The organism is Pseudomonas fluorescens group sp. PF-69, from assembly GCF_054481235.1.
The window spans coordinates 3849290-3874495 of sequence record NZ_JBTMNC010000001.1 but is presented as its reverse complement, the minus strand read 5'-3'; the positions used below and the strand labels follow the sequence as shown (position 1 = coordinate 3874495).

At 59.2% G+C, this 25206-nt stretch carries 36 protein-coding genes; all 36 read right to left on the bottom strand.

The features are described 5' to 3' along the window. Positions 1 to 56 precede the first annotated feature (56 nt). The 36 genes from ACX3YF_RS18205 to ACX3YF_RS18030 all read right to left on the bottom strand — a co-directional run bounded on the left by ACX3YF_RS18205 (position 57) and on the right by ACX3YF_RS18030 (position 25077). Complete coding sequence (locus tag ACX3YF_RS18205; protein ID WP_458974069.1) at positions 57 to 443, bottom strand: hypothetical protein; 387 nt, start codon at positions 441 to 443, stop codon at positions 57 to 59. Next, positions 444 to 1469, bottom strand: coding sequence for a hypothetical protein (locus ACX3YF_RS18200; protein ID WP_458974068.1), 1026 nt, complete (start codon positions 1467 to 1469; stop codon positions 444 to 446). Positions 1470 to 1472: 3 nt separating this feature from the next. Further along, the gene (locus tag ACX3YF_RS18195) at positions 1473 to 4682 is read right to left on the bottom strand and encodes a TipJ family phage tail tip protein (protein ID WP_458974067.1); all 3210 of its coding nucleotides are present in this window, start codon (positions 4680 to 4682) and stop codon (positions 1473 to 1475) included. Further along, positions 4679 to 5248 (bottom strand): tail assembly protein, encoded by a 570-nt coding sequence (locus tag ACX3YF_RS18190; RefSeq protein ID WP_458974066.1) that lies wholly within the window; start codon positions 5246 to 5248, stop codon positions 4679 to 4681. Before ACX3YF_RS18190 ends, ACX3YF_RS18195 begins: the two co-directional genes overlap by 4 nt. Positions 5249 to 5325: 77 nt before the next feature. After that, positions 5326 to 5748, bottom strand: a complete 423-nt coding sequence (locus tag ACX3YF_RS18185; RefSeq protein WP_458974065.1) for a hypothetical protein — start codon at positions 5746 to 5748, stop codon at positions 5326 to 5328. A 59-nt stretch (positions 5749 to 5807) separates the two neighbouring features. Further along, the gene (locus ACX3YF_RS18180; protein WP_458974064.1) at positions 5808 to 6515 is read right to left on the bottom strand and encodes a C40 family peptidase; all 708 of its coding nucleotides are present in this window, start codon (positions 6513 to 6515) and stop codon (positions 5808 to 5810) included. 2 nt (positions 6516 to 6517) lie between these two features. Next, on the bottom strand, positions 6518 to 7210 hold the full coding sequence (locus tag ACX3YF_RS18175) for a phage minor tail protein L (protein ID WP_458974063.1): 693 nt from the start codon (positions 7208 to 7210) through the stop codon (positions 6518 to 6520). Continuing rightward, the gene (locus ACX3YF_RS18170) at positions 7207 to 7536 is read right to left on the bottom strand and encodes a phage tail protein (protein ID WP_458974062.1); all 330 of its coding nucleotides are present in this window, start codon (positions 7534 to 7536) and stop codon (positions 7207 to 7209) included. The genes ACX3YF_RS18175 and ACX3YF_RS18170 overlap by 4 nt, the downstream gene beginning before the upstream one ends. A gap of 9 nt (positions 7537 to 7545) precedes the next feature. Continuing rightward, entirely contained in the window at positions 7546 to 10287 is a 2742-nt protein-coding gene (locus ACX3YF_RS18165) for a phage tail tape measure protein (protein WP_458974061.1), read from the bottom strand. A gap of 25 nt (positions 10288 to 10312) precedes the next feature. Next, on the bottom strand, positions 10313 to 10603 hold the full coding sequence (locus tag ACX3YF_RS18160; RefSeq protein WP_458974060.1) for a DUF1799 domain-containing protein: 291 nt from the start codon (positions 10601 to 10603) through the stop codon (positions 10313 to 10315). Between the two features lie 17 nt (positions 10604 to 10620). Beyond that, positions 10621 to 11004, bottom strand: coding sequence for a phage tail assembly chaperone (locus ACX3YF_RS18155; protein ID WP_458974059.1), 384 nt, complete (start codon positions 11002 to 11004; stop codon positions 10621 to 10623). Between the two features lie 9 nt (positions 11005 to 11013). Next, the gene (locus ACX3YF_RS18150; protein WP_458974058.1) at positions 11014 to 11661 is read right to left on the bottom strand and encodes a phage tail protein; all 648 of its coding nucleotides are present in this window, start codon (positions 11659 to 11661) and stop codon (positions 11014 to 11016) included. A 68-nt stretch (positions 11662 to 11729) separates the two neighbouring features. Further along, the gene (locus ACX3YF_RS18145; protein WP_458974057.1) at positions 11730 to 12152 is read right to left on the bottom strand and encodes a phage tail terminator-like protein; all 423 of its coding nucleotides are present in this window, start codon (positions 12150 to 12152) and stop codon (positions 11730 to 11732) included. Continuing rightward, positions 12152 to 12721, bottom strand: a complete 570-nt coding sequence (locus ACX3YF_RS18140) for a hypothetical protein (protein ID WP_458974056.1) — start codon at positions 12719 to 12721, stop codon at positions 12152 to 12154. The genes ACX3YF_RS18145 and ACX3YF_RS18140 overlap by 1 nt, the downstream gene beginning before the upstream one ends. Beyond that, the gene (locus tag ACX3YF_RS18135; protein WP_458974055.1) at positions 12718 to 13107 is read right to left on the bottom strand and encodes a hypothetical protein; all 390 of its coding nucleotides are present in this window, start codon (positions 13105 to 13107) and stop codon (positions 12718 to 12720) included. The genes ACX3YF_RS18140 and ACX3YF_RS18135 overlap by 4 nt, the downstream gene beginning before the upstream one ends. After that, positions 13107 to 13598, bottom strand: coding sequence for a DnaT-like ssDNA-binding protein (locus ACX3YF_RS18130; protein WP_458974054.1), 492 nt, complete (start codon positions 13596 to 13598; stop codon positions 13107 to 13109). Before ACX3YF_RS18130 ends, ACX3YF_RS18135 begins: the two co-directional genes overlap by 1 nt. A 15-nt stretch (positions 13599 to 13613) precedes the next feature. Continuing rightward, a complete protein-coding gene (locus ACX3YF_RS18125) occupies positions 13614 to 14990 on the bottom strand; it encodes an SGNH/GDSL hydrolase family protein (protein WP_458974053.1) in 1377 nt (458 codons plus the stop codon). Continuing rightward, positions 14990 to 15235 (bottom strand): spike base protein, RCAP_Rcc01079 family, encoded by a 246-nt coding sequence (locus tag ACX3YF_RS18120; protein WP_458974052.1) that lies wholly within the window; start codon positions 15233 to 15235, stop codon positions 14990 to 14992. The genes ACX3YF_RS18125 and ACX3YF_RS18120 overlap by 1 nt, the downstream gene beginning before the upstream one ends. 17 nt (positions 15236 to 15252) lie before the next feature. Further along, positions 15253 to 15420 carry a hypothetical protein gene (locus tag ACX3YF_RS18115; protein ID WP_458974051.1) on the bottom strand — a complete coding sequence of 56 codons (168 nt, stop codon included), beginning with the start codon at positions 15418 to 15420 and terminating at the stop codon, positions 15253 to 15255. A gap of 52 nt (positions 15421 to 15472) precedes the next feature. Continuing rightward, positions 15473 to 16603: a P22 coat - protein 5 family protein gene (locus ACX3YF_RS18110; protein ID WP_458974050.1), complete on the bottom strand. Its 1131-nt coding sequence runs from the start codon at positions 16601 to 16603 to the stop codon at positions 15473 to 15475. Positions 16604 to 16668: 65 nt separating this feature from the next. After that, a complete protein-coding gene (locus tag ACX3YF_RS18105) occupies positions 16669 to 17421 on the bottom strand; it encodes a hypothetical protein (protein ID WP_458974049.1) in 753 nt (250 codons plus the stop codon). Between the two features lie 130 nt (positions 17422 to 17551). Beyond that, the gene (locus ACX3YF_RS18100; protein WP_458974048.1) at positions 17552 to 17800 is read right to left on the bottom strand and encodes a hypothetical protein; all 249 of its coding nucleotides are present in this window, start codon (positions 17798 to 17800) and stop codon (positions 17552 to 17554) included. After that, on the bottom strand, positions 17797 to 18006 hold the full coding sequence (locus tag ACX3YF_RS18095; protein ID WP_458974047.1) for a hypothetical protein: 210 nt from the start codon (positions 18004 to 18006) through the stop codon (positions 17797 to 17799). Before ACX3YF_RS18095 ends, ACX3YF_RS18100 begins: the two co-directional genes overlap by 4 nt. A 20-nt stretch (positions 18007 to 18026) precedes the next feature. Further along, positions 18027 to 18188: a hypothetical protein gene (locus ACX3YF_RS18090; RefSeq protein WP_458974046.1), complete on the bottom strand. Its 162-nt coding sequence runs from the start codon at positions 18186 to 18188 to the stop codon at positions 18027 to 18029. Positions 18189 to 18206: 18 nt separating this feature from the next. Next, entirely contained in the window at positions 18207 to 19322 is a 1116-nt protein-coding gene (locus ACX3YF_RS18085) for a hypothetical protein (protein ID WP_458974045.1), read from the bottom strand. Continuing rightward, positions 19297 to 19533 carry a hypothetical protein gene (locus tag ACX3YF_RS18080; RefSeq protein ID WP_458974044.1) on the bottom strand — a complete coding sequence of 79 codons (237 nt, stop codon included), beginning with the start codon at positions 19531 to 19533 and terminating at the stop codon, positions 19297 to 19299. Before ACX3YF_RS18080 ends, ACX3YF_RS18085 begins: the two co-directional genes overlap by 26 nt. Next, positions 19534 to 20931: a DUF4055 domain-containing protein gene (locus ACX3YF_RS18075; protein ID WP_458974043.1), complete on the bottom strand. Its 1398-nt coding sequence runs from the start codon at positions 20929 to 20931 to the stop codon at positions 19534 to 19536. It abuts the gene before it with no gap. A 3-nt stretch (positions 20932 to 20934) separates the two neighbouring features. Continuing rightward, positions 20935 to 22419: a terminase gene (locus ACX3YF_RS18070; protein ID WP_458974042.1), complete on the bottom strand. Its 1485-nt coding sequence runs from the start codon at positions 22417 to 22419 to the stop codon at positions 20935 to 20937. A 1-nt stretch (position 22420) separates the two neighbouring features. Next, positions 22421 to 22945, bottom strand: coding sequence for a hypothetical protein (locus ACX3YF_RS18065; RefSeq protein WP_458974041.1), 525 nt, complete (start codon positions 22943 to 22945; stop codon positions 22421 to 22423). A gap of 12 nt (positions 22946 to 22957) precedes the next feature. Beyond that, positions 22958 to 23389 carry a proteasome subunit beta gene (locus ACX3YF_RS18060; protein WP_458974040.1) on the bottom strand — a complete coding sequence of 144 codons (432 nt, stop codon included), beginning with the start codon at positions 23387 to 23389 and terminating at the stop codon, positions 22958 to 22960. A gap of 17 nt (positions 23390 to 23406) precedes the next feature. Further along, a complete protein-coding gene (locus tag ACX3YF_RS18055) occupies positions 23407 to 23640 on the bottom strand; it encodes a hypothetical protein (protein ID WP_458974039.1) in 234 nt (77 codons plus the stop codon). A gap of 20 nt (positions 23641 to 23660) precedes the next feature. Then, positions 23661 to 23831, bottom strand: coding sequence for a hypothetical protein (locus ACX3YF_RS18050; RefSeq protein ID WP_458974038.1), 171 nt, complete (start codon positions 23829 to 23831; stop codon positions 23661 to 23663). Between the two features lie 113 nt (positions 23832 to 23944). After that, on the bottom strand, positions 23945 to 24160 hold the full coding sequence (locus ACX3YF_RS18045; protein WP_448647097.1) for a DUF7940 domain-containing protein: 216 nt from the start codon (positions 24158 to 24160) through the stop codon (positions 23945 to 23947). Beyond that, positions 24157 to 24435: a hypothetical protein gene (locus ACX3YF_RS18040; protein WP_458974037.1), complete on the bottom strand. Its 279-nt coding sequence runs from the start codon at positions 24433 to 24435 to the stop codon at positions 24157 to 24159. The genes ACX3YF_RS18045 and ACX3YF_RS18040 overlap by 4 nt, the downstream gene beginning before the upstream one ends. After that, positions 24435 to 24749 carry a peptidase M48, Ste24p gene (locus ACX3YF_RS18035; protein ID WP_090322396.1) on the bottom strand — a complete coding sequence of 105 codons (315 nt, stop codon included), beginning with the start codon at positions 24747 to 24749 and terminating at the stop codon, positions 24435 to 24437. Before ACX3YF_RS18035 ends, ACX3YF_RS18040 begins: the two co-directional genes overlap by 1 nt. 73 nt (positions 24750 to 24822) lie before the next feature. After that, complete coding sequence (locus tag ACX3YF_RS18030; RefSeq protein ID WP_458974036.1) at positions 24823 to 25077, bottom strand: hypothetical protein; 255 nt, start codon at positions 25075 to 25077, stop codon at positions 24823 to 24825. Positions 25078 to 25206 lie beyond the last annotated feature (129 nt).

Sequence of the window (25206 nt, the reverse complement as noted above, 5' to 3'; positions counted from 1 at the left end):
ACTTTTCTCCAGGCAAAAAAATACCCGCTCAATGGCGGGCGCTTCGTGCAGTTGATTTACGCGGGCCGGACCGGCCGCTGCGCTGAGTCTGGAAACGGCGCGACACCCTCTTTCCAGTTACTGACCAATCCTCGGTGCTTCAACCACTGCTTGCGTGTGCCACCCAACAAATCAGCAGGTGGCACATCCGCTTCGGCTTCTTCGATGGCTTCGAGCTGACGCGCCGTAACGGCGAGCTCATTGGTGCGCCAGGCGTTTTCGGTTTCGATATCACGGGCCAACTGTTTTTCCGCCAGCTCGGCGTCCGTAAACGCTGGCTGTGGGATACCCCCTTCGGACAACCACCGCTCATATTCTTGGCGGTCGGGGTTTTCCGGGTCGGCTGGAATGATGGCCCCATCAGCAAGGCGGATGATCTCTTCACCACTGGTCAACTTGTACATTTAGACGAACTCCGCGTTGCCGCTAAAGGCCAGGGTGGCGCCGGTGATGCCCGCCAGATCCTGCTGAAGAAGGTACAAGCAGCCGAATTTATTTGGCGTGTTCACGTTGTACGAGAAGATGTTCGAGGCTCCCGAGGCAGTCCCTAGAATGATGGTGGGCGACACTCTTTTCTCGACGGACCAACTCACAGGGGCGCCCATCGACTGCCGTGCAGCTCCGCCCTCTCGGTATTGAGTGGCCTGCATAGTCTCGAAGTATCGCTTGCACAGCAGCAACTCAATGGAGATGCCGCGCGCCTCGAACGGCGTTGGCGAAGTGCCCAGCTCAAATTGTGCCTCGGCCACGGTGCCGCCGCTGAAGCGGATGGTCACATTGGTCTTGGCCGGCAGTGACGCGGTACTTCCGCCTTTGGCAATGGCGATGCCGTTGACTGTGGCCACCGCTGTACCGATCCAGTTCAGGGTGTAAACCCCGCCCTCGATGTTGATGTCTTCGATGATCTGCTCAAGACCGCCGGCTGGAGCCACCACCTGGTTCCCATTTTTGTTGGCGCTGAAGCTGAGATTTTGCCCGCTGACCACAACCCACCAGCGGTCCAGGGTGCACTGGTTGGCAGTGGTGGTTGCCACGCCAGACACGTAGCCGCGCTGGTTGACGCCGAAGCGACCATTGATGAGCTTGTTACGGAATCCGAGACCCCCGTCCGTACCGACCCGAGTAGTGAGTCCGGTAATGGCCAGAACGGCAGCGTCGCCAGCAGCCTTGCCGAAGGCATCGGTGATGCCGTAATCCGCCAAGGTCGTCATCGCCGTGTTCAGCGGACCACGATCGATCCAGGCGGTGTTGGCCACGTTTCGCTGCTTCAGCCGCCCGGTGCCAATGTCCGCCCAGACCTGACAAGGAAAGATTGGGCTCGGCTCCGCCGCCCCGCTGCTCTGGGACGCTAGCGCCTGCAGCGCAGCGTTCATGTCGGTGCGGAATGTCAGCCCTGGACCGTTGGCAACGTCCATATCGTGCTGAGACATAAATCAGTACCCCTTTGAGATGTAGTCAATCGAGCAGCCTGATTTGGCGACCCCACTGGAATTGCGGATGAAGACCGTGAAACCGGTAACGGTCTTAGCGGAAACATCGAAGTAGTCGCCCGGGGAAAGTCCTTGCGCGGTCAGGCTGACCGCCGGCGGCGCATTGAAAGGCGGCGTGTAGCTGATAACCAAGCCATCCGCCGTCACAGCCAGATCATTACCGCTTTCAATGCGATCTGGCATGTCGATCACCACCTCGAGTTTCGAAATATCGATCCAGTTGGTGCTTTGCTGCACCGATCCGCGCAACTCGAAGTCGAACAGACGGGCTCGGTAATCACCAACGACGAAAGGCTTCCAGGCCGACCACGCGACAGGGTCGACGACGTCCGAAGTGCGAACCCACAGCGCCAACGACGCACCATTCGGTGGGTCGCCGTCGATGCTGGTCAGCGAGTCGAAGTCCTGGACCGTATCGATGTAGGTGCCGTCGTCATACAGCGCCGCCTCGACATCGGCCGTCAGGCGGCAGTCGTAGACGTAACCCAGGTCAGACGGCGCAGCAAAGCTGTAGGTCGCTGTAAGCGTCGAACCACCGAACTTATCCACCTCGCCGAGCAACGCATCAACGTCCGGCACATCGTCGAAAAACCCGGCACCGGTCATTTTCAGTACGCCGTCTGCGGCCGACGCATTGACCGCTGATCCAGTGAAAGCCGGCGATTCGGTGATGATCAGCGCTACGTTAGTCGGCAGCGGCACCTGAGCATCCGACCAGACCTCGGTGATAGGACCGCCGACGCCTGAAGAGTCGACCGCCCGCGCCAAGTACTTGCCAGGCAGCAAGGCCACCACCGAAGACGTCGAGCGACCGGCCACTTCGGTCAACGGCAATGCCGAATCCCAGGTCGACGAAGTACTGCGGGAGTGACGAATGTTGATGCTGCCACCGAGCTTCACGTCCAGTTCTGGCACTGGCTCCCAGGCCAGTGTGGCCACGCTGTTGATCACGTCCAGCCGCAAGCCAACCAGCTCAGACGGCGGCGCCAGCAGTGCCTGGGCGTTGTAGTCCTGCAGCGCGGCCTTGCCGGCCAGACCCAACACTGACTTCGGTGTCACCCGTACCGACCACAGGCCGGAAGACGCCGAGTCAAAGTCGATGATGGGCGAGGCGATTTCCGCCACGTACTCCCAGTTGCCGCCGGGCTTCTTCACCTCGATTTCGTAACGCATCGCCCGCGCCGGCGGTGTCCAGCTCACCGTCACCCGTGCAGCCGCCAGGCCGGTCCCGGTGTCGTAAAGCGATTCGGTGAAGGTCAGTTGCCCCACCGGATCCGGAGCGGACAGATTGACGTTACTGATCGGGTTATCGACGTCCGGGGTGCCGTATTCGATTTCGTTGTACTTGTCCGGATCATGCGCTAGCGCGCTGATCGCATAGGTGCCGTCGTCGCCTTCGCTGATGCCGATGACACGGAATTTCTGCGTCTCCAGCGATGCTATCGAAAACGCCCAAGGCGCACTGGCCAGAGGTGCTGACGCCAAAGGCGGCGACACTGTGATGGAAGTTGCACCCGCTCCTACAGTCACGGAAGCGGTCGCGTACGATCCATCCGCCATCACCACGCCGACTATGCCAGTTCCGTCCGTACCGATTGGCGCATCCAGCAGCAGGTTTGATGCCGTGCTGCCAGATAAAAGTCGACCGCTATTGCGAGCACCTGCCCGAAATGCATCGGCCACATCAATGATGTCGCCGGGCAGCGGGATTGCCCCATCGGCGCCCGAGGCGAAGGTGACCGCCTCGCTTTCGGCGTACAGTAACCAACGACCGAGACGGCGAGCCTGACCGCGCGATGTGCAGCCAATGGCTACCACGTCGCTCTGCTGAATCCGATTCCACGTCGCGATCAAATCAGGCCGTTCAACGACCTCGACCGACTGTTTGTACTGCTGCAGCGGATCGTTCCAGGTAACGGCCGCGACGTTGTAACGCTGGTCGGAGGCAACAGATTGGTAACTGAACTCACCGCCGACCACGTTCGAGTTGTTGAACAGGTACCGGCTCGAGCGAGGGGCATCCTGCACGGCAGTAAGCGTGCCGCCCGCCCAGAAGCAAATCGCCCGGAACACCGACACTAGGTCATTGACCAGTTTCCAGGCATCTTGCTGGGTAGTCAGTGCCAGGTTGCAGGTAAAGCGCGGCTCAACGCCGCCGTAACCATCCGGCACCAGCGCATCACAATACTGCGCGATGCTGTACAGCGCGTATTTGTCGATCAATGTCGAGTCGAGCAGGCCACCCAGCCCGTAGCGGGTATTGGTCAGCATGTCGTACCACACCCACGCAGGGTTATCGGTCCAGGCTCGGGTGAATGTGCCATTCCACGACCCGGTATACGCCCGGGTGATTGGGTTGTAGTTGCTCGGAATCAGGACCATCAACCCGCGCACCAGAAACGACATACGTGGAATGCTGGAAAACTGCTGCGCATCAATGCTGACGCCGCACATCACGGTATTCGGATAGCGCAGCTTTTCATCCCACAGCAGCGTCATGCTGTCGAAGAATGTGCGGTTCTGATTTGACGAACTGGTCGAATCACCTCCCATGCGGGTCAGGCGGATGTACCTTGGAAGACCACCAGATGGAGGGAGGCGCAGGTAATAGGAGAACTGTGTGCGGCTCATCGTCTTGCCATTGATGAGGATGTCTTCGCACAGTTGCGACCACGCGCCACTCCCCAGCTTGCCCTCGACCCGGAACAATGCGGAGTTGCCGCCGGTATCTCCGTTCGCCGTATTCTGTATATAAAGCTGGGGCACGCTGACGGTTACCCGCACAGCATCCACATCGGTGTCGGTAATGGCGCGCTCGATCGGGATAAACCCTTTCATCTCTACGCCAACGGTCTGCTCTGCCTCCAGGCCTGTCATCGGCATGTACGGCTGCCACTGAGTGCCGTAGCGGAAATCGACGCTCACATCGGAGAAGTTGTAACTGCCGTCAGCGTTTTGCAACGGTACGTCGTCGAAGAATATGCCCATTGAGCCATATGGGATGCCGTTGATTTCGCCCTCGCAGATCGCGTGCAGAATTCGCACATGCTGACGCGAACGAAGGCTGTCAGGTGCTTCAACCGCTGCACGCGCAGATCCACCACCATCCCCGCCCTTCCCGCCGCCCTTGCGGCCAACAATGATTTCACTCATGCGGGAATCGCCTCCGCCCAGGTGCCGACCGATACAACGCTGGAGCCAACCAGCATCTTCCCGTAAACAACAGGCACAGGAAGGCCTTGCTGCGTCGAGTTGAAGGCGCCGTTGAAGAGGTAGCTGGGTTTGTTTTCGGTGCTGGCTTGGTCTTGCTGGCTGGAGGCCTTTGGAACCGGTGACAGCATCTGCACGACGCCACCAAGAGCTAGGCTAATGCCCATCGCCGAAATCCATGGCTGACCAGTAAAAGCACCTACTACGACCAATGCCACACCGACGACGGTCTGGAATAAGCCGCCATTTTTGCTACCAGCAACGACTGGAACAATGCGAATTTCAGTTGTGCCGCTAAGAGAGAACGCCTTCTCCCCGACGTTCTCGCGGTTTCGAAAGATGGCGTACCGAAGCCCCTTCCGTGCCGAGTCTCGAATGAAGTCCTCAAACCCTGGAATGGTGTGCTTCAGCGCGCTGAATGCCTCAATTGTTGTACCTGTTTCAAGTAGACGAATGTGCTTACGACCGAATGTTTGGGCTAGGCTGCCAGATAGCAAAATGGTGGTCATCGGCGTTACGCGGGCAGAGCACATACTTTTCTCCAGGCGATAAAAAACCGCCCGTAGGCGGTTTTATTCTCGCAAGATCACTGATAGTCGACGTATGGCCCAATGTAGATACCGGACATATCGCCACTTATTCTGAAAAAGCTTTCTTGGTTTGGTTTTACAGTGGCAGATATCGTGCGTATTGCAACGCCCACGCATAGCCCAGATCCGGCGAACCCGACGCCAATGCTTGGCGCCCCTGATTCCAAGTAGAACGTGGCCCGCTGGCTAGTACCGATCTTGGCCGCTTTATGGCCATCAATATAAACAACCACATCACATCCAGATCCGACCATCCCGCCATCGCGTACGACCGTAACCTTCCCACTTTCACCAGCCGGTTTTGACTGAAAGGCATACAGCTCATCCGCCGGGACGGGTTCTGCCTTGTTAACTGGTATCGCAGTCGATGCACACCCCGCCAGCGCGATCAGTGCCATGACTGTTATAGCTTTCCGCATTGCTGAGCCTCCATGTGTTTTGGCGACTCTAACAGGCAAAGACCGAACAAATACAGGGCCTATCGTTTGTAACGCATGATGTGGGTCGTGCACTCGCGGTAGGCGCGGCCGTAGACCTCGCGGCAACTCAATCGGCCATAAAGGTGATGCAGCAGGACGTCGCCTTCCAACCAGATAGCGCCGTGACACGGGGTTGGGCTGCCGATAGCCATGACGATCAAGTCGCCTTCCTGCGGCGTGTCTACCGGGACAAAACCTGCTCGCTCGAAATTATCGACGTACAGATTCTCGCCGTTGTGCCACCAGTCATCCTTGCGATGGTAGTCCGGAAGGATGATGCCGAGCACCTGGCGGTAGTAATCGCGGACCAGGGTGTAACAGTCGATCACGCCATGGACAAAGACCCGGCCCTCGAGCGGCATTTCGCCGGCGGCCGGCATTTCGTGCCAGGTCGCTGCACCATCCTTCAGGCCGACAATCCACCAGGTCATGCGGCTGGCCGCGTGACTCGCGATATCGTGCAGACTTGGCTCGGGGCCAGCATCAGGGTGCGAATGCACCACAGCGACGATATCACCCAGATCTTCCGCAGTCGCGTAGTCCTCGGGGTGCAAGATGAAGTGATCCGGCTCATCCGACTGATTGCGACATGGGACATATGACGGCTTTCCGCGCACGCTGACGACCAGACCGCATGACTCTCGCGGGTACTCAGCCCCTGCGTGCGCCTCGGCTTCAGCCCGGCACTTATTGAACAATTTGCTCATGGTCAAAGTCTCGGAACGCGGGCAATGCCCGGGAAGCCGCCGAAAGGCAACTCACCGAACTCGCCGAAGCGTTTTTTGCAGCCCCGCAAGGTGCGGCTGCATTGATCCTTTGCAGGGTCACTGGTTGGGTTGTCGGTATAGTCGGCCACAGGCCCGCCGGCATAACCACACTCGCCAGAGCGATAGGCCCACAGGCAAGTGCCTGCCACCACCTGGCGACGAGGAAGCTTGACGCCTTGCAAGTCGAGCGGCGAGCCAAGCTCGAACTCGATCGCGGCCGGCGTCTCGTTGGCCTTGCGCGTGATGATCCATGTCTCGACCGGGTACTCTTCTGCTGGATTTGCAGTTGGGTTGCCACCAGCGAAGTTCGCCGCGTCCAGGTACTTGACCAGCGTGCGGCGGCGCTTGAGCTTTACCCCAAGCAAATCCTCATATTGCCGACACAAGGCTGAGACAGTGCCGCCGAAGTTCCCGACTTGAAGCTTTGGCCGGGCCGGCGATCCCTGACTGGGCGTAGCGAACTCTTGAGCCTTAATCGGCCAAGGCGTGTAAGGATTCCCTTGCCACGCAACCGATCCAAGCGTTTCGTTCACGCCTGCATGAAAGCGAAGCGTCTGATCAGGCAGCACCAGCTCGAACCCTTCCCAGATCGACATGCCATTCGCGAGCGCGAGCTGACCCTGAAGCTCACTCATTCGAATACCTCCTCAAAGGTCGCAGACAGGCCGTCAATGCCTTTGGCGATATTGGTTCTCGTCCACTCTCGGCAGACATACTTCCCTGTTGCCTGGCCGGAGTGCACATAGTCGAAAGCTTCAATCGCGCCGCGAGCCTTGAGAAAGGTGTCGATGGCATCGATCTCTGCCTTGGGCCGTTTGAACGTTATGGCGAACTTGCGCGCCTGCTGGTTGATACCGGATCCCTGGCGCTGCTCATAGCCGTCACCGAACTTGATGACCTTGACCGTCGGCGTAATCGTCTTGGTGGCGTCGTAGGCCGGAACCCATGTAAATGTCGGCATGACGCCTCCTTATGCGAGTTGGCCGCCGTTACGGCGAGCGGTTGCGATTTCCTGCCTGACAGTGACCTTGATGGCCTCGGCCAGGCGAACAGGGTCAACCCCTGACGCCCCGCTTTCCCGCGCATCTACGTTGACGACGATTGGCGTTTCTCCGCCGCCACCATGCGACGCAGATCCGTCGGACGAGCCGACATAGCCGCCGTCCGCATAGCCGCGCTTGTTCAGGCGCTCCAGGTATCCGCGCATACCGCGCTGCTGGACCACCTCTTTACGGATCACCACCTCACCCTTATGCACAATGCCAGCAGGCTGATACTTGCCGCCATCGCCGGTATAGCCGCCCCCATCGAAACCGTAGGCGCCGGTGTAGGATGCTGATCCACCAGCAGATGCCCCACCAGCCGCACTTGCGGCAATACCGAACAGACTACTCAGCGCCGACGAACTGGCCTGCCTAACCGCGATACGGGCCATGTCAGACAGAACAGACTTCGCGAAGTCGGAGAACGACAGCTTCCCAGTCGTGGCGAAGTTGACGATGGCGTCTTCCATGGAGGTGAAAGCGTTGGTGAACAGGCTTTTGGTCTGGCTCGTAACGTCGCGAGTGGATTCGAGGTAGTTCTGCCAAGCAGACGATGCCCCAGCACTCCAGCTACTCTGCGCCTCGGTAATGCCGTTGTAGTTGGCAATGGCCGTATTGCGCAGATCAGTTTGACTCTGTGCGACAGCCTTCAGCTTGGCGTTGTACTCGTCGAGGCTCATGCCGCGCGAGCCATCGCCGTACTGGTTGGCCAGATCAATACGCTGGGCGTTGGCCTTGTCGTCGATGCCGTTGAACTGGCTTTGCAGCCCTTTCTGCCGGTCACCCATGCCAAGGCTTGCCGCCTCACGCTGCCCTTGCTGGCGAAGCGTGATGTTCTGCTGATTCAGCGCGTCGGTGTAGGTCTGGATCGCCAGGGCTTGCTTCTTCAGTCGGCCCTGCTCATTGGTGGCGAGCACTTCGAGCTGGCTGTCGGCATCCTTTTGCGCCTTGACCATGTTGGTGCGCGCGTCGGCGATCTTCTGGTCGAGCTGAATACGCTGCTCGCCAGTCGTGCTCGACTTATCCTTGACCGCTTCCAGAGACGCAATCTCAGCTTGATAGGCTCCAGTGACCTCCTCACGCTCCGCCCGGATCAGCGCAGTACGCTGGTCTAGGTAGTTTTGCTGCGTGATCAGGCCAGCCTTCTGCTGCGCCTCAAGCTCTTTCTCGGAGTTCGAGTAGGTTGCCTGAAGATCCTTGATCGCGTTCTGGGCGTCGTTGTAGCCCGTCAGGTTGAGCTGATTCGCCTTCCCGGCCGGGTCCTTGTTCTTGTCCTTGATGTTCTGGATGTTCTTGGCGACGACGTCGGCTTGGACCAGTGGATCATCAGGGTTCGCCTTGCGTAACGCCTCGACGTCCCGCTTGTACTCCTTGATCAGTTTGTTGCGCTTCTCCTCGTTGGTGAGGTTGGCGTCGCTGATGGTCTTCAGTTTGGCGGCAGCATCAATGCCTTCGCGCTGAATTGTTGCCTTGTCGCCTTCCGCCTTGGCATTCGCTTCGATCTGGACCTTTGCACGCTTGAGCGCATCGATCTGGCCCTCGATGAATTTCGTCGAATCGCTGCCGGCGCCGAGAGTGTCCGGGAATAGATTAGATAGAAAGCCGTCCTTCCGATCAGCAAGCAACTTCTCGCGCTGGGCAATTTGCTCATCAATCGACTGAGCGCGACCGACGTCCATGGTTGCATCCAGTGCTTTCTTCGACTCCTCCTTAACAAGCCTCCAGCCCCTCTCAATTAGGCTGAGGTTGGCCGTTACATCAGTCGTGCGGGTCTTGATGGTATCGGCATAGGTGTCGGTCAGCAGCTTCGCCGCACCAATAGTGTCGCCCTGCTCTTTCAGAGCGACGATCTGCGAGTAAGCGGACGCAGTGAGGAAGTTGTACTGATCGTTCAGCTCTTTCGCAGCAGCTACCGGGTCCTTGCCGATCTTGGCGAACTCGGCGACCGTCTCTTCGATAGCCTTTCCTGTGGCAGATTGCATCTCAAGCGCGGCCGTGGCCACGACGCCGAAGCTTTCGCCTGCAATTTTGCTGCTGCCGGCGAGCTGAGCCAGCACTTCTGCCGCCGCACCAGTGGTACCGATGGTGGAGCTGATTTGCGTGGCCAGCGATCCAAGTTGGTCAGCACTGGTCCCCGCCGCGTTGCCAGAGATGATCAAGGCCTTGTTATAGGCCGTCGCCTCTTCGCTGCCCTTGTAATAGGCAAGGCCCAATGCAGCCGCTGCAGCCGCAGCCAGGGTGAATGGATTAATCAGGCCGGTGACGTATCCGCCAAGTGCCTTGGCAGCTGGAACTACGCCGCCGAACATGTCCTTGAGCTGGCCGCCTTGTTGCAGGAGGACAGTCAGTGGAGCCTGCCCACCTTGCAGGCTGGTGATGATGTCCGTGACTTGAGCCGGTACGCCGCGCAACGCCGCAGCAGTTTGCGTCGCTGATACGCCCGTGGCCGCAGTCTGCTTGCCAAGCTTGGCCGTGGCCGCCTCAGCCGCTTTCGTCTCCGCCGCCATCGCCTTGATGGAGATGCTGGCCTTCTTGCTCTCACCGGACAGGCTCTCCGTAGCCTTCTCGGCCTTCGCGCCAGCCTGCGCCAGACCATCCAGCTCTGTGGACGCCTTGGCTACCTCACCGGTCTCTACCTTGATCCCAAGGCTGGCGATGTCTTGTGTCATGCCACTCTCCTGACAATAAAATTCACTATGCCTCAGCCATGACGGCGAGCGCTTCGGCCTCCATTACTTGAAGGTCAGGAAATAGTTCGGGGATTTGCCGCTTCTTGATGCCGATGAGGGCCGCCACTTCGCGGATGACGGAGTAGTCAAGTCCGGTGGCTCCGCCCGGCCCAGTGCGCCACTGAGTGCCGAGTGCATTGAACAAACGGAAGACTGGCCAGTTGTCTGGCCAGATCTCCACGTTATCCTCTGCAATGTCGGCCAGCGTCAGGCCCAGCTTCGCCATATCTTCGGCTGTGGCGCGCGGCTCGTACATCGCGCGCGCCGCGGCTATCAGTTTCCCCGGCTGGCGATCTCATAGGCCTTTTTATAGGCATTGAGGATTGCCGCCGGAGCGCCAACACAGGTCAGCGCTAGTTCTGTTAGGGAATCTTCGCCGAACTCATCTTCATAGCCCCAGCCAACTAGGATCTCCTTGAGCTGCCCAACTTCAAGCCTAACCTGTGCCTCGGTCGCCTCTTCCCAGGTAGCACCATCCTTCATGGATTCAGCAATCAGCGCGTCACGCTCCTTGTTCCACTTGTCGTGATACTTCGACAGTTCCTTGCGGTCGCGGTACTTGAACTCGAACTCGACCTTGACCGGATCGAGGCCGACACGCGGGATCTCGACTTCAGCCTTGAACGTGGCGTTCTGGGCAATCTTGAAACTGGCCATGTGGTTTCCTTACGAGGTGTAACGGGTTGGGTCGGCTTGCTGAGCCAGCGATACCGTCTTGGTCATCACGTTGTTGCGCGCGATGGTCGGCTGCTTCGAGAACGAGGTGTAGACGCCGTAGTAAATCTTGTCGGTGCCTGGCAGGTTCATGCGCGTAGCCTGGATGGTTCTGGCGGCGTCTGCAGCGGTAACGACTGTCACGTATGGCAGTGCAGGGTCATCGGCGACGGTGATGGTCATGCTTGCGGCAGACTTGTCGGTCGGGATCTGGAAGCCCTGCTGAGCCTCGAGGAAGGCGACGTCGGTGTAGTTCTGATCGCCGCCAGCGGACGCGAAGTCGGTCACCTGCGGGATCTGCACCCATGTCAGGACTTTTTTAAGAGATCCGGCGCCGGAGCCCACCGGATAAACAGTGGTATCCGTGGTATCGATCGCTTCCAGGGTGATCGCGGTGGCAGTAGCAGCCTTCACGCGAACCACTCTGTTGTTCAGCGCGGTCCAGCCGGAAGTGACCAGCAGGATGTCGCCGATTACCAGAGTCGCGCCAGTAACGGTGCAAATGGCTTCGGAAGCGTTGGAGATGGCAGAGAACGGGAGCGCTGCGGCGTAGGTGGCGGCGTGCTCGAATGTCGCACCGTTAGGCAATTTTACGGCCATGGGTATTCCTCTATGCAGAATGACAAAACCCGCTCAATGGCGGGTTCTGGGTTTGCCCAATGGGCGGATTAGGTGGTGGTGTCGGCCCGGTATTGGAACGACAGCGGTAGCGTTGTAGTCGTGTCGCCCTGCTGGGCCTGCGCAGTCGCCATCGGCGAGCGGACGTAGACGGTGAAAGTCGTCTTTGTCAGGCCCAGGTTGTTCTGGAACAGCGCGGCGATCTCGTCGGCGATCGACTCAGCAGCGCCGCGGCCGATGCCGGCCTTGGTCACCACGCTGACCTGGAACACGCCACGGTAAGCCGTGTGCTTGCCTTCGAGGTCTTCGCTGGTCGTGTTGGCCGGCAGCAAGAACGCACGCAGGTAAGGCGAACCGTCAGTCGGCGGCGTGAAAGCGACGTCTTCATAGGCAATCGGCAGTGCAGGAACCCTGGCCGCGGCCCACGTCTTCAGGCGGCCTTCAAAGAGGCTGCGGATGATCTTGTCTGACATCAGGGGAGCTCCGCGATGGCGTCATTAATGTAAGCCTGTGCGTCAAGCACAGATATACGCGTCATGCCGGCAGGTGCTTGCGTTGAGTGCCCATATTCAAGGGCCAAGCTGTAAACAATATTGTTCATCAGCCAGATAGTGCTGACTCCGCTTGTGAATCCTTGGATTACAGCCGAGCCAGCAGCTTTTGTGTCGTCGCCAGACTTATCAATGCGATCCAGCACGCCGGTTTTTGGAGTGTCGAACGATACCTGCCAATTGCCCCTGAACCTGCCGCCGACATACCCCTTTCCGGCGACAAGATCCATGCTGTCATTGATCTTGATTCCAGGCTTAAACAACCCTCTTTTATTGAGGTTGGCTGGATCATTGCGCAGCTCTGCGTTGAGCCGAGCGACCTCATCGTTGTACTGCCTAGCTACTGCGTTGGCCGCCCAAATTTCTGGCTTCCCTACTGGAGATCGATCAATTACGTCATTCAGCAGGTCGATGGCGACCTTCTTGATGACGGTCTCGGCATTGGCATTGGCCTTCTCGGCGAATGCCTTCAGATCCAGTGCGAAGCTCATCTGCGCGCCTGCACACTGAAGCCAACCGCGAGGCCGGCGTAATCCCAAGGGTCAACGTTCTGGACGGTGTAGGTGTCGCCGTCGAACAGGATTTTGTCCTGGCTGATCGGCTGTGGTGTATCGGTCCCGTCCAGCAGTAGCGGCGAGATCAGGATCTTCACGTCGCCCTGCTTGATGCGGGATCCGTCGATATCGCGCTGGTTGTAGTTCTCGCGAAAGCCCGAGCCGTCGTATTGATCGGTTGTCACTGGGGTTGTGCCACTTCCCGGGTCATATTCACCGGTCGTGACGCGGAGCAGTGACAGTTCCAGGCCTTTGCCACCATTGCTGCGAGGCGCCAGCATTCGCGCTGCGCTCGCCTTCGCCCGATCATAGATATCTGACATCAGCTTCTACTCAGTGAGACCTGGCTGGATGACTGCAGAAGCCCAGAGAACTGCGCATATGACTGCCGAACAGCGGCAGGCTTGCTGATGATGGGGCTTGCAGTCGAGTACTCGGTTTCAAGCGGGCCGACCTTCTCCCGGCTGATCGCGCCAAGGCGTTGCTCGGGCGGAGATAGATCGTCGGCGTGAATCTCAGTGGCCAGGGCCATTTGCCCGGCCTTGATCTGTGCCGGAATTGAGTCGGATGGGAGCACCCAGCCATTCCGGCAGACGTTGAAGCGTGGCCACGCCAGCGCCTGGTCACGATTGACCGCGCGGCCCTTCCAGTTCAGTGCATCCATCTGGAGCGCGGCCCGGCGCAACAATGCTTCCTGCGACGGTGTGTCAGCCGGAATCACCCGGCCGAAGTTCGCCGCGTACGCCACCAGTTCTGCAGCAGTGGCAAATGACTCGGCGCCGGCCACGATGGTGCCGTTTTCAATGATCAACATAGTGGCCTCATGCGGTTATAGACCGAGCGCGGTGGTGTAGGCAGGAATGGCAAAACCAGCAATGGTCACGTAGCCCGCCGCGTCTGGGTGGGTTCCGTCTTGGGTAGAGAACGTCCAGGTTGAAGGATCGATCCAGACCAGCCTAGGATCTGCCTTGGCGTCCATCACCCCCTTGAGGATTATGTTGGCTGCGTCGACAGCGGCCTGGGCTCCTGCGTTTGGCAGAATGCCGCGGCACAAGACCTTGCCGTAACTCTTGACCAGCAGCTTGTCGATGCATGCTGAATAGTCGGCCTGATCTGTTGCATCGATACCATCCGTTGCGCTGTTGCCGCCAATGGCCAGGATTGCAACATCGTCGGCACCGATTGTTTTCAGCGGTAACACGTTGTCGAACAGCGTTTTCATCCCGGCAATGGTCAGGCCGCTGATCCCGTTGGTGCTGCCGACGAACCCGAGGGCCGCAGCCACGCGCATGGTCTCCGTATCCGCCGATGTGGCGCCGGGCCCAGAACCGTAGGTGATCGAGTCGCCGTACTGATCCAGACGCCGACGAGTGCCGATGTCCAGAAATGCCGAGTCGGCCGACACGCAAAAGGTGCCACCGGTTGGCACTTGGTTGCCATCGTCCCAAATGTTGTACGTCGAAGCAGACCCGTCGCACGGAATGATCAAGGCGCGCGGTGGGAAATCAGTCTCATCGGCGACAGAGTAATACGTAGCCGCTCCGCCGTTCTTGCTGACGCCCACCTTGCGGGTTCCGTTGAGCGTGACCGCCAGCTTGGTGAATGCGCCTTTGATCTTGACCGAGTTGATGCAGGAGCCGTAGGTGGTGCCCTTCGGCGTTGTTAGCGACGGCGTGTAGTTCGCCGCGTTGGCGATGACTGCGCCGTTGTACAGGCCCAAGGATGAATCAGCACCTGTCTCGATCTTGCCGACAAAGGTTTGCAGCGCCGGAGGTTGCCCAGTCACCGCAAGCACGTTGCCTGACGATGCGATGTACGGAGCATCAGCCATTGCAGCAACCCAACGCACTTCGACGAACCTGGCTGCATGCGGCAGGCCGGTGAACAGCGTGTAGACCGAAGCAGCGTTCGGCGCTGCGGCAAATGCCCCGCCGTCGATGGCCACTTCCATGGACCCAGCGTTATCGCCGAAGTCAGAGGGGTTTGTCAGCTTTGCCTCGGTGCCGGTGATGTACCCGCACCACAGGGTGCGCGCGCCACGAGCATAAACCCGGGCCGCGTTCTTGGTGGTGCTGACCGAGCCAGTAAAGCCCGGGGATACCTGGGCCGAGGTGAAGTTGACCGTTGTAGGGGCTGGCAATGAAACGCTGCCATTGGCCCCGACGCCCTTGACGCCGCGCCAGATGCTCGAGCCCAGGCCGATCATCAGTACATCGCCACGATGCTGGTTGCGGTGGTGCCGGTCGACATCACTTTCTTGGCGCGGATAGGCAGGATCTGCCCGGCGGATACCGCCACGAACACAACCGAGGTGGAGCCATCTTCAGGAATGACCGCAACGTTCCCAGCGGCGCCGATGTAAAGCGAGCGCGGCAGAGGCGACAGAACAGTGGTGTCGCTGGGGGTTACAGCGTAGGCAGCAGATGCTGGGCTGTCGGAGGTTCTGGACATTGCGGCGATCCTTTGGGTTAGGCTTCTTTCCAGCCGAGCAGTCGGTGCGCGGCCAAGCAGGTCGGATGCACCATCAGGGTTTCGCCGTCTTTGCATACGGCAATCAGGTGACTTTCATCCGCCTGATTTGAATTCTCTTCAGCGGCAGCCTTGGCGGCGCGCTGCTCTTTCGTAAGACCAGCCATTTCTCACTCCTGAACACGCAGGGGCCGAAGCCCCTGAGCGTTATTTGGTGTATCAGCCGAGGACCAGACACACATGCTCGGATTGAACCACTTTGAAGCCCCACGCCAGGTGCAGCTCCCAGGTGGTCTGGCCGTACTGCTGGATTTGCAACAGCAGATAGGTCATGCCGTTCTGATCGCTGATCAGCATCTGGTCGATGGTGGCGTTGTCCGGCATTGCTGGCGGACGCATGATGCCGACTACAGCGCTACGTTCGAACGCGAGGTTCGGCGCGTAGTTGTTGCCGATGGTCATGGCGTTGGCAGTCGCGATGGTTACACGAGCGCCCGGACGGCCAAGGCTGATGGTGCCAGGAGCGGCAACACCGTTGTTGATGACGTACTTGTTGGTCGAGTCGGCCGCGAAGGTCACAACGTCGCCAGGCAACGCTGTGCCGGTGCCAGTCACCAGAGCAATGTCGCGCACGCCAACAGCAGTCGAGCCGCTGGTGACGTAGGAAGCGCCAGTACCCTTGGTGTGGGTGGTGATGCCAGCCGACTCGGTGATGGCGAAGCCGAACTGACGCAGCAGGCGACCGCTACGGCGCTCTTCATCGCTACCAGCCTGATAGGCTTGCTGGATGATGCCGAGCTTGCGGGCAGACACGCCAGCGCTCGAGTCGATGCACAGCTGCAGGTCAGCCAGCGGGGCGCCGTTGTCCAGCAACACCTTGCGCGCGTCGGCGATGATGTTGATGTCCGAGGCGAACGGGTTGGTGCCGGCAGTGCCGACAGCGCGGGAGGCGCCTTGCTTGACGGCTACAGCGCAGTCAGCTTCAGCCAGGTTGCGCAGCGAACGCATGCCCTGAGCAACGAGTTGGCGAACCCACTCTTTGTCAGTGCCGCCGTTTTGCAAGCTTTGCAGCTGCTCGCCGGTCATGTGCCAGCTGACTTTCTTCGAGGCGGTGATCGCCACGTCGACGCTGGTTGCGGTCGCATCATCGCCAGCTGCTGCAGCAACGCCAGGAGCGAAGTCAGTCGGAGTGCGGGATGGCGCAACAGGCACCTTGACAGTGTCACCTTTGGCGACTTTCTTGTCATCGAAGTTGGCACTGATCGAACTGATTACCCCGAACGCTTCGTTCGAGACTTCTTGGGCAGCCGAATACAGTACCGGCTGCAATGCGGTGAGAACGTTTGCCATGTGGCGGTTTCCTTAAGGCAATAAAAAACCCGCACATGGCGGGCCTTGGTTTGGGGTTTGGTAGATCAGCCCTTGATGGTCATGCCGCCGCTCATCGCTGCCGCCCGATCTTTCGGGGACAGTGCGTCGAACGCTGCTTGGGTCATGGTCTTGGAGCCATTCCCGCCGCCATGGCCTGCGCCGCCACCGTTGCCGGTAGCAGGGAACCAATGCGGGCGGGAGTCTTTCATTTCCGCCATCCACTCTTTGAGCGTCAGCGGCTTACCGTCTTTACCGTACTTGCCCTCGCGGGCGACGGGGTTACCGTCATCGTCAAGCTCGAAGTCGCGGGATGCGGCGAGCATGGCGTCTTCCATGGCGTACTTGTGCACGCCTGCTTCTGACGCGGCGCCGATCACTTCACCCTTCAGCACGCGGGAGGCGTACTTCTCGGTGCGCGACTGGTAACGCTGGGCTTCTTCCTTGGCGGTCAGCACTTCCTTGTCGGAGGCGGCTTTCATGCGCTCAACGCGCTTGTTGACCACCGATTCGATGTCGCCCTTCGCGATGAGGCCGGCTTCTTCGTCATTGGCGAACTTCGAGAGGATTCCGCGAACGGCTTCCGGATCGATACCATCGAACGCCTTCAACTGATCGCTGAAGGTCTTCACCTTGCCGAGCAGTTCACTGTTCTTGGTCTTCAGGCCTGTTACAGCCTCGCCAACGCGCGCGTCGATGATCGCCTGCAGTTCTGGAGTGATTTCCGGGCCTGACCCACCACCACCATTACCGCCGTCACCATCTCCTTCCTGCATGAACAGTTGCTTGAGCTTGAACATCTGCTAACCCCTTGGGTCTGTTGGCCGCCTGGCGGCAATAAAAAGCCCCGTCATGGACGAGGCCTGTGTAAATCGCGGTCATAAAAAAGCCCCGGCGGATGCCAGGGCTGTTTGAATTCGTTTCGTGACGCTACAGCGTGACGCGCTCACCTTTGAGCAGGCAGCAGACGCAAAGCAGCACCTTCGTTCCGCCAGTTGGCTTTCCGTTCTTCATCAGGACGCCGATCCGTGATTCGACTACCTCGCGTCCGCCGCAGCGATGGCACTGAACCATCGCCTCAGGCTTCGGCATCGCACGCACACGACGACGCACCTGCTCTGCCGGGGTATCCGGAGGCTTGGTGCCGTCGATGACGTGGAAGCGGGGTTTGTCGGTCATCTGCCGATGGTCTCGATTCTGCGCTTGCGGGCGATCAGGCCAATCCGTGCAAGCTCGAATGGCTCGAACATCATGCGCTCATCAGCGGTGAATGAGTGCGGCTCATGCGTGACAGCCTGACGCTTGGCCCCAGCTACCGAGATGGCTGCAAGCACTTCGTCGTAGAATGCGATGTCGGCTGTGATCTTGGCCAGTTCGTCGGTCATTGCAGCACCCATGGGGTTTGTCAGTCATCGGCTCGGGCTGCGAGGCGCTGGAGTTCGCGCACTTCTTCATCTGTGAACACGACCTCTTCACCTTGGCTGCCATTCAGACGATTGATGAAGTCGGTGCCTTCACAGTCCATAACGTGCTTGATGTACTTGGCCAACAGGTCTTCGTATTGCATAGCGATCACTCCGACGGGTCAGGCCGCCATCTTAGCAAATGCCGCAGCATCACGGGCGCGCATCTGGTCGAGTGTGAGGAATTCGCCAGTAGCCGAATAGAAGTCCTCAAGGTCGAGCTTGCCATCCTTCAGCAGTTGGGCGCGTACCGGGCCGAGCACTTCGATCTTGCGGGCGTCCGACTGGCGGTTGAGCCATTCGCTGTAGGTGGTTCCGCCGGGGACTTGGCCGTCCATGCTCGCACGCTGGGAGGGAGTCATCTCGTTGAGAGGAATTCCCAGCTCTTTCCAGCTCTTGGTCACAGGCGCCGACGTTGACCGGCAGCACCAGTGAATCTTGCCTGGGCCTTGCAGCCAAGGCACCTTGTGCCCGATCGGCTTGTGCGTGACAGCGGTGTACTGAAGCTGATCGCGGATGCGGCACATCGGAGAGGTCTTGTTGTCGAGGGTCGAAACCCAGCGATCAGCCTTGATGATCTCTTCGTTGGCCTTGACGAACTCATCCCGCGCAATCGCTGCAGTATGGCTCACAGCCGTCCTGACGACACTCGCAAGGTCTTTGCGGGGCCGCTCAAGGAAGCCGTCGGCGTATCCAGTAGCCCGAGAGCCACGAATGCCGCGAATGATCTGGTCAGTCGTCTTGCCTTCGAGGTAACCGGTGCGGATGGCGTTGCGGACCTTGACCATGCGGTCGGCGGCGATCTCTGTGCCCCAGTCCTTGAGCAGTCTGCCTTGAAATGGGCGCGAGAGAGCGGCCGCGTAAGCCTGCTCGGCGCTGACACTGGCAATCGGGAAGCGAACCTGCACCGGGTTAGGGATGGCCGACTCGAACAATGCTCGCTGCCAGCTCACCTCGTAGCCTGCCAGCTCCTGCAGGTCATTCTGTAGCTCGGTTGCTACAGACGCATAGGCTTGAGTGTTGATCAGCCTGACTTGATCGAGCAGCAGCTCCAGGCGCTCTACCGTGAAGGATTCGGCCGGCAGACGCTCCAGTGCAGTGGACAGCGCGGCCGAAAGGTCAGCATCTGACCTATTGAGCAAGGCGATTATCCGACGGACCACGCCAACCTTATATTTCTCTAGACTGACCGCGTGCGCGACCTGTTCGTCCTCAAGTATCTGGTTGACTGTCAGCATTGCTCTGCGCCCGCTTGAAGAAATCGTACTGCTCAACCACATGAACGAGCGTGTCTGCCTCGTCGCGCGTAAGGATGCGAGTTACTTCGATAGCGGCAATGCTGCCAGGCTCAAGATTGAGCTTTATGCCAGTCACCAGGTTTGGGTCAAGTCCGACGATATTGCATAGCTGTACCGCGATGTCGCGGCCCATTACGTGCTTGATAGCCATTTAGAGTACCCCGAGGCCTGGCCCCTGCGTTGCGATCTTGGCTTGCTCGTCCGCCCACTTGATGTCGCTCGACACCACGTTGCGGCGCTGCATCTCCGAGAACAGCGTCTCGTCCGACAGGCGGCCTTGTGATGCCATGTTGAGCAGCAGCGGGAGGGTCGTCTCGACGGCAAAGTCGACGTCGAAGTTGCCCTGCACCTGCACATGACCACCTTCCGGCAGCCCGCTCAACTCAGCGAAGTGCTGAAGGATCTGGTCCAGCGCGTCTTCCAACCCGCTCGACATGGTTTGCAGCGGGCTCAGCTCCTGAGCAGCCTCTTCCTCGGCTTGCGTGGCAGTCTTGACGGCCTGCTTGTCCTTCTGGAGCAGCTTGGCACCAGCAACGCGCATCTGGTCTTCGAGGTCGGCCAGTGAAGTGCGGCCAGCCTCAATCGATGCGCCGGTATGCTCGACCCACTTCATGTCGCCGTCTTTCGGCAGCTTGGTAGCGGACGCGGTTCCGACCTTCAGCTCCCAGGTATCATCGTCGATGCCCGAGATCGCCAGCATCGGCACCCGGGCAACGTGCAGGATGTTGTCCTGATCGCTCTGTGACTGCCAGTGCTTGGCGTTGAGATAGGCCAGCTCCAGCAACGGCGGCTTGGCGGTCATGAAGCCGGTGCGGTCGGTGTAGAGGGTTGTCAGCGGGATGTGCGTGAGAGAGGTCTTACCTTCCTCGTGCAGAACCCACGTCTTCTGGCCCTTGTCGTCGGCCTTCTCGCGGAACGTCATCCATGCGCCAGGAATCAGCACGCGGATCTGCTCAATGCACTTGATGCCAAATAGGCCATCCTCTTCCTCGACCGATTCCATGTAGCGGAACTGGGTCAGGACGTGCTCGCCACCGTTGTTGCTGACTCGCCACCCGATCACCTGTTGAGGGCGGATCATGATGGCGTAGGGGCGGGCCTTGACGGCTTGAGCGTCGGCCAGAGTGACCAACTGCTCAGTGTCGCCGCTCGGCTTGATGTTCGGGTAGTCGGCCAGCGCATGGCACAGGCCATGCGAAAGCGCTTGAGTGAAGAACGACTTGGACCAGACCTGCAGGTTGTTACCCTGGCGGTCGAAGTCCTCGGCGAGGTCTTGCAGTACAGGCGGAACGTCCTCGCCCAGCACGATCGGCTCAGCAAATACGCGGCCCGTGTTGTTCTTCACCGTCTCGCGGTAAGCCGGGAACAGTGTCGACAGGCTCAGGCGCTTGCGGTAGTCCTCAGGCTCTTCCTTCGGCCACTTCGGCAGCAGCTGTTCGCCTGCCTCGCGCATCGCCCGGGTGCCGCCCATCAAAGGATCAACAATGGCCCAGTCTTCGCGCATGGCGTCCACTGCGGGCAGTGTCTTGCTTGGATCGTCACTGCTCATAGGTCAAATTCTCAGAGGTGCGGTGGATGCGGTGCGTACACGCTTGGTCTTGGCGACAGCGAAGTATCTGAAGGCGTCGGAGCCGTGAGAGGTGCGGTCATGGAGAGGCTTGTCCTTCCAGCAGCCGCGGTTCTCGTCCCACTCCTTGCGGTAGTTTTCGAGGTGACCGATACCTTCTTCGCACTTGGACTCATCGAACACGCAGAGCGGAAGGATCTCCCGCGCCGCCTCGATGCCGGTGTCAACGCCTGTCTTGGGAACGACCTGGAACCGAATGGAGTACTTGTCTCCGTCGATAACATAGCCCTCTTTGGCGATGTCCTTGCGGCTCTTGGCATCGCTGCCGAACTCGCGGTTCTCGATGTCATGCGGCCCCCAGTGCTCGGAATAGGTGTAACCCTTATCCTTGAGCACCTTCATGTAATGCCGAAGGCCTTCGCCGCTGTTCTCGTAGTAGTCGATGACGTGGTACTCAGTGCCGATCTGGCGCACGAACCAGATGGCCGTTGAGTCTCCGACGCCGATATCCCAGAAGGTCATCACAGGCTGATGACTGTTGTCCGGGATAACCCCTATGCGCTTGTTGGCATAGAGCTTGGCGAACTGCTTGGCGTAATAGGCGCCCTCGACTGACTGCTGGAACGCTTCGGCCGGCACTGACGGGTATTCCCGCTTCATGTCGTCGCCGAGGGATTTCTCCTTGGCTGCGTACCAGGCTCTCTGGCCGTCGTTGGTGACGATCCCGTGTTTGGCTGCCAACTCATTGAAGTAGTCGGTCAGCCGCTGCGGGATGACCACTCCAGCCGGGTCAAGGCGGTAGTCTTTGTTCTTCCACCAGGAGAAGAAGAAGAATTTCCAGTCCAGCAGGCCCAGGGGCACACCGGACATCTGTTGTTTCTCGGCGCTCTGCGAGTAATCGAAGAAGTAGCCAGCCCGACCCTCAGCCGTCGATTCGATCGTGACGAAGCAGTCAGTGGCCACAGCCTCGAAGGCACCAGTGACGATCTCGCGGGCCTTATGCGGGAACTTGGCGCAGATCTTCCCGAACTCGGACACATGCAGGTAGCGCAGCGTGCCGCCCCGGAAGGACGTGGAAACGTAGATCGAGCCGCCTTTGCTGAACACCAGCTCACCAGACGCATCATTGCGCGCCGGGTTGGCCTTGCGGATCTCAGCAGGAAGGTTGTCGTAGGCGTACTTGACCTTCTCCCGGAACAGGCGCTTGGCGTCGTTCAGGGTGTGAGCGATCAGCGCGCACTTGGCCGACTCGAACAGGGCCGCGTCCAGCTGGATGATGCAGCACTCAGTGGTGAAGCCGAGCTGGCGAGCCTTCAGGATGATGTTGCGCGTATGCAGCCCATCAAAGTACTCGACCTGCTCGTCCGTCATCCGGAAGCGGACCTTCTTGCCTGCTTTGTCGTTGATGACGTAGAGATTGTTCAGCCTCCAACGCTTGTCCCGGAGCAGCTTCATGTGCTCGGGCTTCATGTCAGGCTTCCTTCGATAGATCGTCCATCAGTTTGGAGAGTTCGTCGGAATCGCTTCCGCCAGCATCGGCATCCATGTTGTAGGCCTGGCGCTCGCCCTTGATGACCTTCAGTTGTGCATCAACGCCGGCGTTCAACGCGCGGGAGAAGTCGCCAAGGTTCTCCTCGTTGACTTCAATCTCGCTCAGCGCCTGACGAAGCTTGCTGGATATGTCTCGCCACTGCCCAAGGTCGGCTCGGTGGGCCAATACAATCGATGCGGCCTCATCAGAAGCTTCATCAACGATCTGCGCATCATCACGCACTTCACGCTGCGTGACGTCGGTGCGTGAAGCATTGCGTGAAAGCTTTTCCTTGGTCGCTGTACGCACCTGGGCAGTGAGGTCGCGCTGCCAGCCATTCTTCTTGGCTCTGCTGCGTATCGTGCCTTCGTTGGTGTCGTACTTGTCAGCGATTCCACGCAGGGACAGCGCGCCGGCCCGGTAGGCTCGTTCGATGGCCTCCCAGTCGGGTTGCTTTGCTGCCATGTTGAATTCCTTCTACTGCTCGACCTTCACGGTTAGCGTTCTGATCTTGCCGCCAGTGCAGCTGTCACGCTTCATGGCCATCTCCACGGCTTGGTAGGCAGATGCGCCCATGTCCATTGCGGTGAGGGCGTGTTCTGTTCCACTGCCGAGGGCATAGGGTTTGTCGAGCATCAATGGCGACTTCCAGAAGCCGGTGTTCTCATCTACTGCCGAGTGCCACACAGCCCCGTCAACCACGATCAGTGCCACAGCACTACAGTCCGACACCTCGCCGCCAAAGTAGGCGCTGACGATCTTGTCGAAGTCTGAGATGCCACCTGAACACACGAACTGGACACCGTCACGCTCAAGGCACTTGTCGAAGTCGTCGTAAACGATTTGGTTGCCGCGGGTGATACGACCGTCATAGGCGATGATCCCGTCCTTGTAGGCGATCGTGGTCATTGGCATCACCTATAGGGTTATTCGATCTCAGGGCCGAGCAGGAACATAAAGCTCGGCTCGGTACCGCGCATCATGTGGATCATGCCTTCGATGCGGTGGGCGACATCCATCAGGTATTCCATCGGGGCCCACTTGGTGGCCACCATGAAGTCACCTTCAGGATCGCCAATCCAAACAGGAATGCCGAAGTACTTACCGTGGTTGGTGAAACCTTCAGCTTTCGCTTCTCTGGCGGTCATGTAACCCAGCATTGATTCACCTCATCGGCTTGTTATTGGTCTTTTGGTTCGATCTCGCGGTACCGAGTCGCCTTCCACCCCTGGGCCTCAAGCTTGTCGGTGTCGACTTCCAGGCCTGCTAGATAGGCAAAGGTGTTGACCCCTACCACGTACAGGCGGAACCACCATGGGTGATAGGCGAGAAGGAATACTTTCCGGGCCATATCGTCACCATGGATGTGCAATCTACTGCCAGTATTCCAGCCGTTTCAGCCGGATATGCACAGTCTATTGCGTGTAGAGAGTGGCGCCCGCACGAAGCCAGGCACCCTTTGGTTTAAACGGTTGGCGTGGTGATGCTCGGCTGTTGAACGGCGCGCACTACGGCGATACCGGCAGCCAGCAGGCCATTCACAGCGGCAAACAACTCAGGACCGACGAACGCCTGGAAACCCGGCCAGAAGTAGGCGGCAGTGTTCAGCAGGGTCAGCAGGCCAGCCAGTTGAACGCTGTACATCTTCCAGAGCTGTTGCCATTGGGGGATCAGGTTCATGTGCGCTCCGTGGAACTTGGCGGGATATTGCAGATATGGCCGCGCTTGGCGATCGCGTAGAGGATCACCGCTGCGTGCATCGTCATTGCGAATGGACTGACGGGGTGACCCTTGATGTTCATGATGAAGCTGCCGAACGCGGCGATGGCGACCAGGTAGAACGAGATGCTCAGCAAGGGCTCGTCCATCGGGCGTACGCGGCGCAGGTACTCAGCGGCTGCAATGACCACCAGCACGCACAGGAAGGCGTCGACGACTTGAAGGATGACGTGCATTACGCACCTCCCGTAGCGCCAAACTTTCCTGCCAGTGCTCTCAGGCCCGGGATGATGTTCATCGCCAGCAGGCCAATCAGGAAGGCAACGCCGTATTGAGTTTCACTGCCCGGGGCAATCTTGAAGAACTCGATCGCCAGAGGCGTGCAGAAGATCGCTGAACTGAACCCAGTGAAGAATGCCCAGGCCGCTTGCTTGCGGGTCAGGCCTTGCAGGAACGTCAGCGAAAGGATCGCACCGGCAAACCCGGCGATGATAATGCCGTACTTGGCGAGCAGTACGCCGGCGGCAGTGGTGCTCGCAGGTTCGGCCATGGTGTGACTCCAAGGAATAAAAAAGGCGCCAGTGTGAGGCGCCAAAACCGCTGGGGAGCGGCGGATTAGAAAGTTACTCAGCCGGGGTGATGTCCACGTAATAGGCCTTACCCTGCTCCAGCTTGTCAGCCACCGGGGTAGCCATCGTCAGGTTGAACTCACCGAAGGGCGTGGCCTTGCCGAACACAGCGTTCTCGTCGTCGGGGTTGCCGGTGTCAGGTGAATACACGGCGCCAAAGCGAACCTTGGAGAGAGGATTGCTCTCATTGGTGTATTCGTGGGGCCAGATACCGTGGCAGATGAGTTTGCAGCGAATGCGTGTGGTCATAGGTTGCCTCTGCAGTTATGGAGGCAGGTTTGGTCTATCAGTCTTGCGCCTGCGAGGATCAAGCGGCTGCGCTAGCAATCCCAGCCTGGAAGCTATGGGTTTGTGCGAGCCGAAAACGAAAAAGCCCAG

Bases quoted from the DNA above. Each gene is read 5' to 3' on its own strand.
- ACX3YF_RS18090 (WP_458974046.1), bottom strand. From the start codon at position 18,188: ATGCAATACGAAGACCTGTTGGCCAAGTACATCAAGCACGTTATGGAC.
- ACX3YF_RS18140 (WP_458974056.1), bottom strand. From the start codon at position 12,721: ATGAGCTTCGCACTGGATCTGAAGGCATTCGCCGAGAAGGCCAATGCC.
- ACX3YF_RS18055 (WP_458974039.1), bottom strand. From the start codon at position 23,640: ATGCTGGGTTACATGACCGCCAGAGAAGCGAAAGCTGAAGGTTTCACC.
- ACX3YF_RS18100 (WP_458974048.1), bottom strand. From the start codon at position 17,800: ATGACCGACAAACCCCGCTTCCACGTCATCGACGGCACCAAGCCTCCG.
- ACX3YF_RS18190 (WP_458974066.1), bottom strand. From the start codon at position 5,248: ATGACCACCATTTTGCTATCTGGCAGCCTAGCCCAAACATTCGGTCGT.
- ACX3YF_RS18075 (WP_458974043.1), bottom strand. From the start codon at position 20,931: ATGAGCAGTGACGATCCAAGCAAGACACTGCCCGCAGTGGACGCCATG.
- ACX3YF_RS18110 (WP_458974050.1), bottom strand. From the start codon at position 16,603: ATGGCAAACGTTCTCACCGCATTGCAGCCGGTACTGTATTCGGCTGCC.
- ACX3YF_RS18135 (WP_458974055.1), bottom strand. From the start codon at position 13,107: ATGTCAGATATCTATGATCGGGCGAAGGCGAGCGCAGCGCGAATGCTG.
- ACX3YF_RS18095 (WP_458974047.1), bottom strand. From the start codon at position 18,006: ATGACCGACGAACTGGCCAAGATCACAGCCGACATCGCATTCTACGAC.
- ACX3YF_RS18035 (WP_090322396.1), bottom strand. From the start codon at position 24,749: ATGGCCGAACCTGCGAGCACCACTGCCGCCGGCGTACTGCTCGCCAAG.
- ACX3YF_RS18130 (WP_458974054.1), bottom strand. From the start codon at position 13,598: ATGTTGATCATTGAAAACGGCACCATCGTGGCCGGCGCCGAGTCATTT.
- ACX3YF_RS18065 (WP_458974041.1), bottom strand. From the start codon at position 22,945: ATGGCAGCAAAGCAACCCGACTGGGAGGCCATCGAACGAGCCTACCGG.
- ACX3YF_RS18160 (WP_458974060.1), bottom strand. From the start codon at position 10,603: ATGTACGAGCCGCGCGCCACAGCCGAAGATATGGCGAAGCTGGGCCTG.
- ACX3YF_RS18155 (WP_458974059.1), bottom strand. From the start codon at position 11,004: ATGGCCAGTTTCAAGATTGCCCAGAACGCCACGTTCAAGGCTGAAGTC.
- ACX3YF_RS18120 (WP_458974052.1), bottom strand. From the start codon at position 15,235: ATGTCCAGAACCTCCGACAGCCCAGCATCTGCTGCCTACGCTGTAACC.
- ACX3YF_RS18170 (WP_458974062.1), bottom strand. From the start codon at position 7,536: ATGCCGACATTTACATGGGTTCCGGCCTACGACGCCACCAAGACGATT.
- ACX3YF_RS18185 (WP_458974065.1), bottom strand. From the start codon at position 5,748: ATGCGGAAAGCTATAACAGTCATGGCACTGATCGCGCTGGCGGGGTGT.
- ACX3YF_RS18205 (WP_458974069.1), bottom strand. From the start codon at position 443: ATGTACAAGTTGACCAGTGGTGAAGAGATCATCCGCCTTGCTGATGGG.
- ACX3YF_RS18150 (WP_458974058.1), bottom strand. From the start codon at position 11,661: ATGGCCGTAAAATTGCCTAACGGTGCGACATTCGAGCACGCCGCCACC.
- ACX3YF_RS18080 (WP_458974044.1), bottom strand. From the start codon at position 19,533: ATGGCTATCAAGCACGTAATGGGCCGCGACATCGCGGTACAGCTATGC.
- ACX3YF_RS18040 (WP_458974037.1), bottom strand. From the start codon at position 24,435: ATGCACGTCATCCTTCAAGTCGTCGACGCCTTCCTGTGCGTGCTGGTG.
- ACX3YF_RS18105 (WP_458974049.1), bottom strand. From the start codon at position 17,421: ATGTTCAAGCTCAAGCAACTGTTCATGCAGGAAGGAGATGGTGACGGC.
- ACX3YF_RS18045 (WP_448647097.1), bottom strand. From the start codon at position 24,160: ATGAACCTGATCCCCCAATGGCAACAGCTCTGGAAGATGTACAGCGTT.
- ACX3YF_RS18165 (WP_458974061.1), bottom strand. From the start codon at position 10,287: ATGACACAAGACATCGCCAGCCTTGGGATCAAGGTAGAGACCGGTGAG.
- ACX3YF_RS18175 (WP_458974063.1), bottom strand. From the start codon at position 7,210: ATGAGTGAGCTTCAGGGTCAGCTCGCGCTCGCGAATGGCATGTCGATC.
- ACX3YF_RS18200 (WP_458974068.1), bottom strand. From the start codon at position 1,469: ATGTCTCAGCACGATATGGACGTTGCCAACGGTCCAGGGCTGACATTC.
- ACX3YF_RS18195 (WP_458974067.1), bottom strand. From the start codon at position 4,682: ATGAGTGAAATCATTGTTGGCCGCAAGGGCGGCGGGAAGGGCGGGGAT.
- ACX3YF_RS18070 (WP_458974042.1), bottom strand. From the start codon at position 22,419: ATGAAGCCCGAGCACATGAAGCTGCTCCGGGACAAGCGTTGGAGGCTG.
- ACX3YF_RS18145 (WP_458974057.1), bottom strand. From the start codon at position 12,152: ATGTCAGACAAGATCATCCGCAGCCTCTTTGAAGGCCGCCTGAAGACG.
- ACX3YF_RS18085 (WP_458974045.1), bottom strand. From the start codon at position 19,322: ATGCTGACAGTCAACCAGATACTTGAGGACGAACAGGTCGCGCACGCG.
- ACX3YF_RS18180 (WP_458974064.1), bottom strand. From the start codon at position 6,515: ATGAGCAAATTGTTCAATAAGTGCCGGGCTGAAGCCGAGGCGCACGCA.
- ACX3YF_RS18060 (WP_458974040.1), bottom strand. From the start codon at position 23,389: ATGACCACGATCGCCTACAAGGACGGGATCATCGCCTATGACGGTCGT.
- ACX3YF_RS18050 (WP_458974038.1), bottom strand. From the start codon at position 23,831: ATGGCCCGGAAAGTATTCCTTCTCGCCTATCACCCATGGTGGTTCCGC.
- ACX3YF_RS18125 (WP_458974053.1), bottom strand. From the start codon at position 14,990: ATGATCGGCCTGGGCTCGAGCATCTGGCGCGGCGTCAAGGGCGTCGGG.
- ACX3YF_RS18115 (WP_458974051.1), bottom strand. From the start codon at position 15,420: ATGGCTGGTCTTACGAAAGAGCAGCGCGCCGCCAAGGCTGCCGCTGAA.
- ACX3YF_RS18030 (WP_458974036.1), bottom strand. From the start codon at position 25,077: ATGACCACACGCATTCGCTGCAAACTCATCTGCCACGGTATCTGGCCC.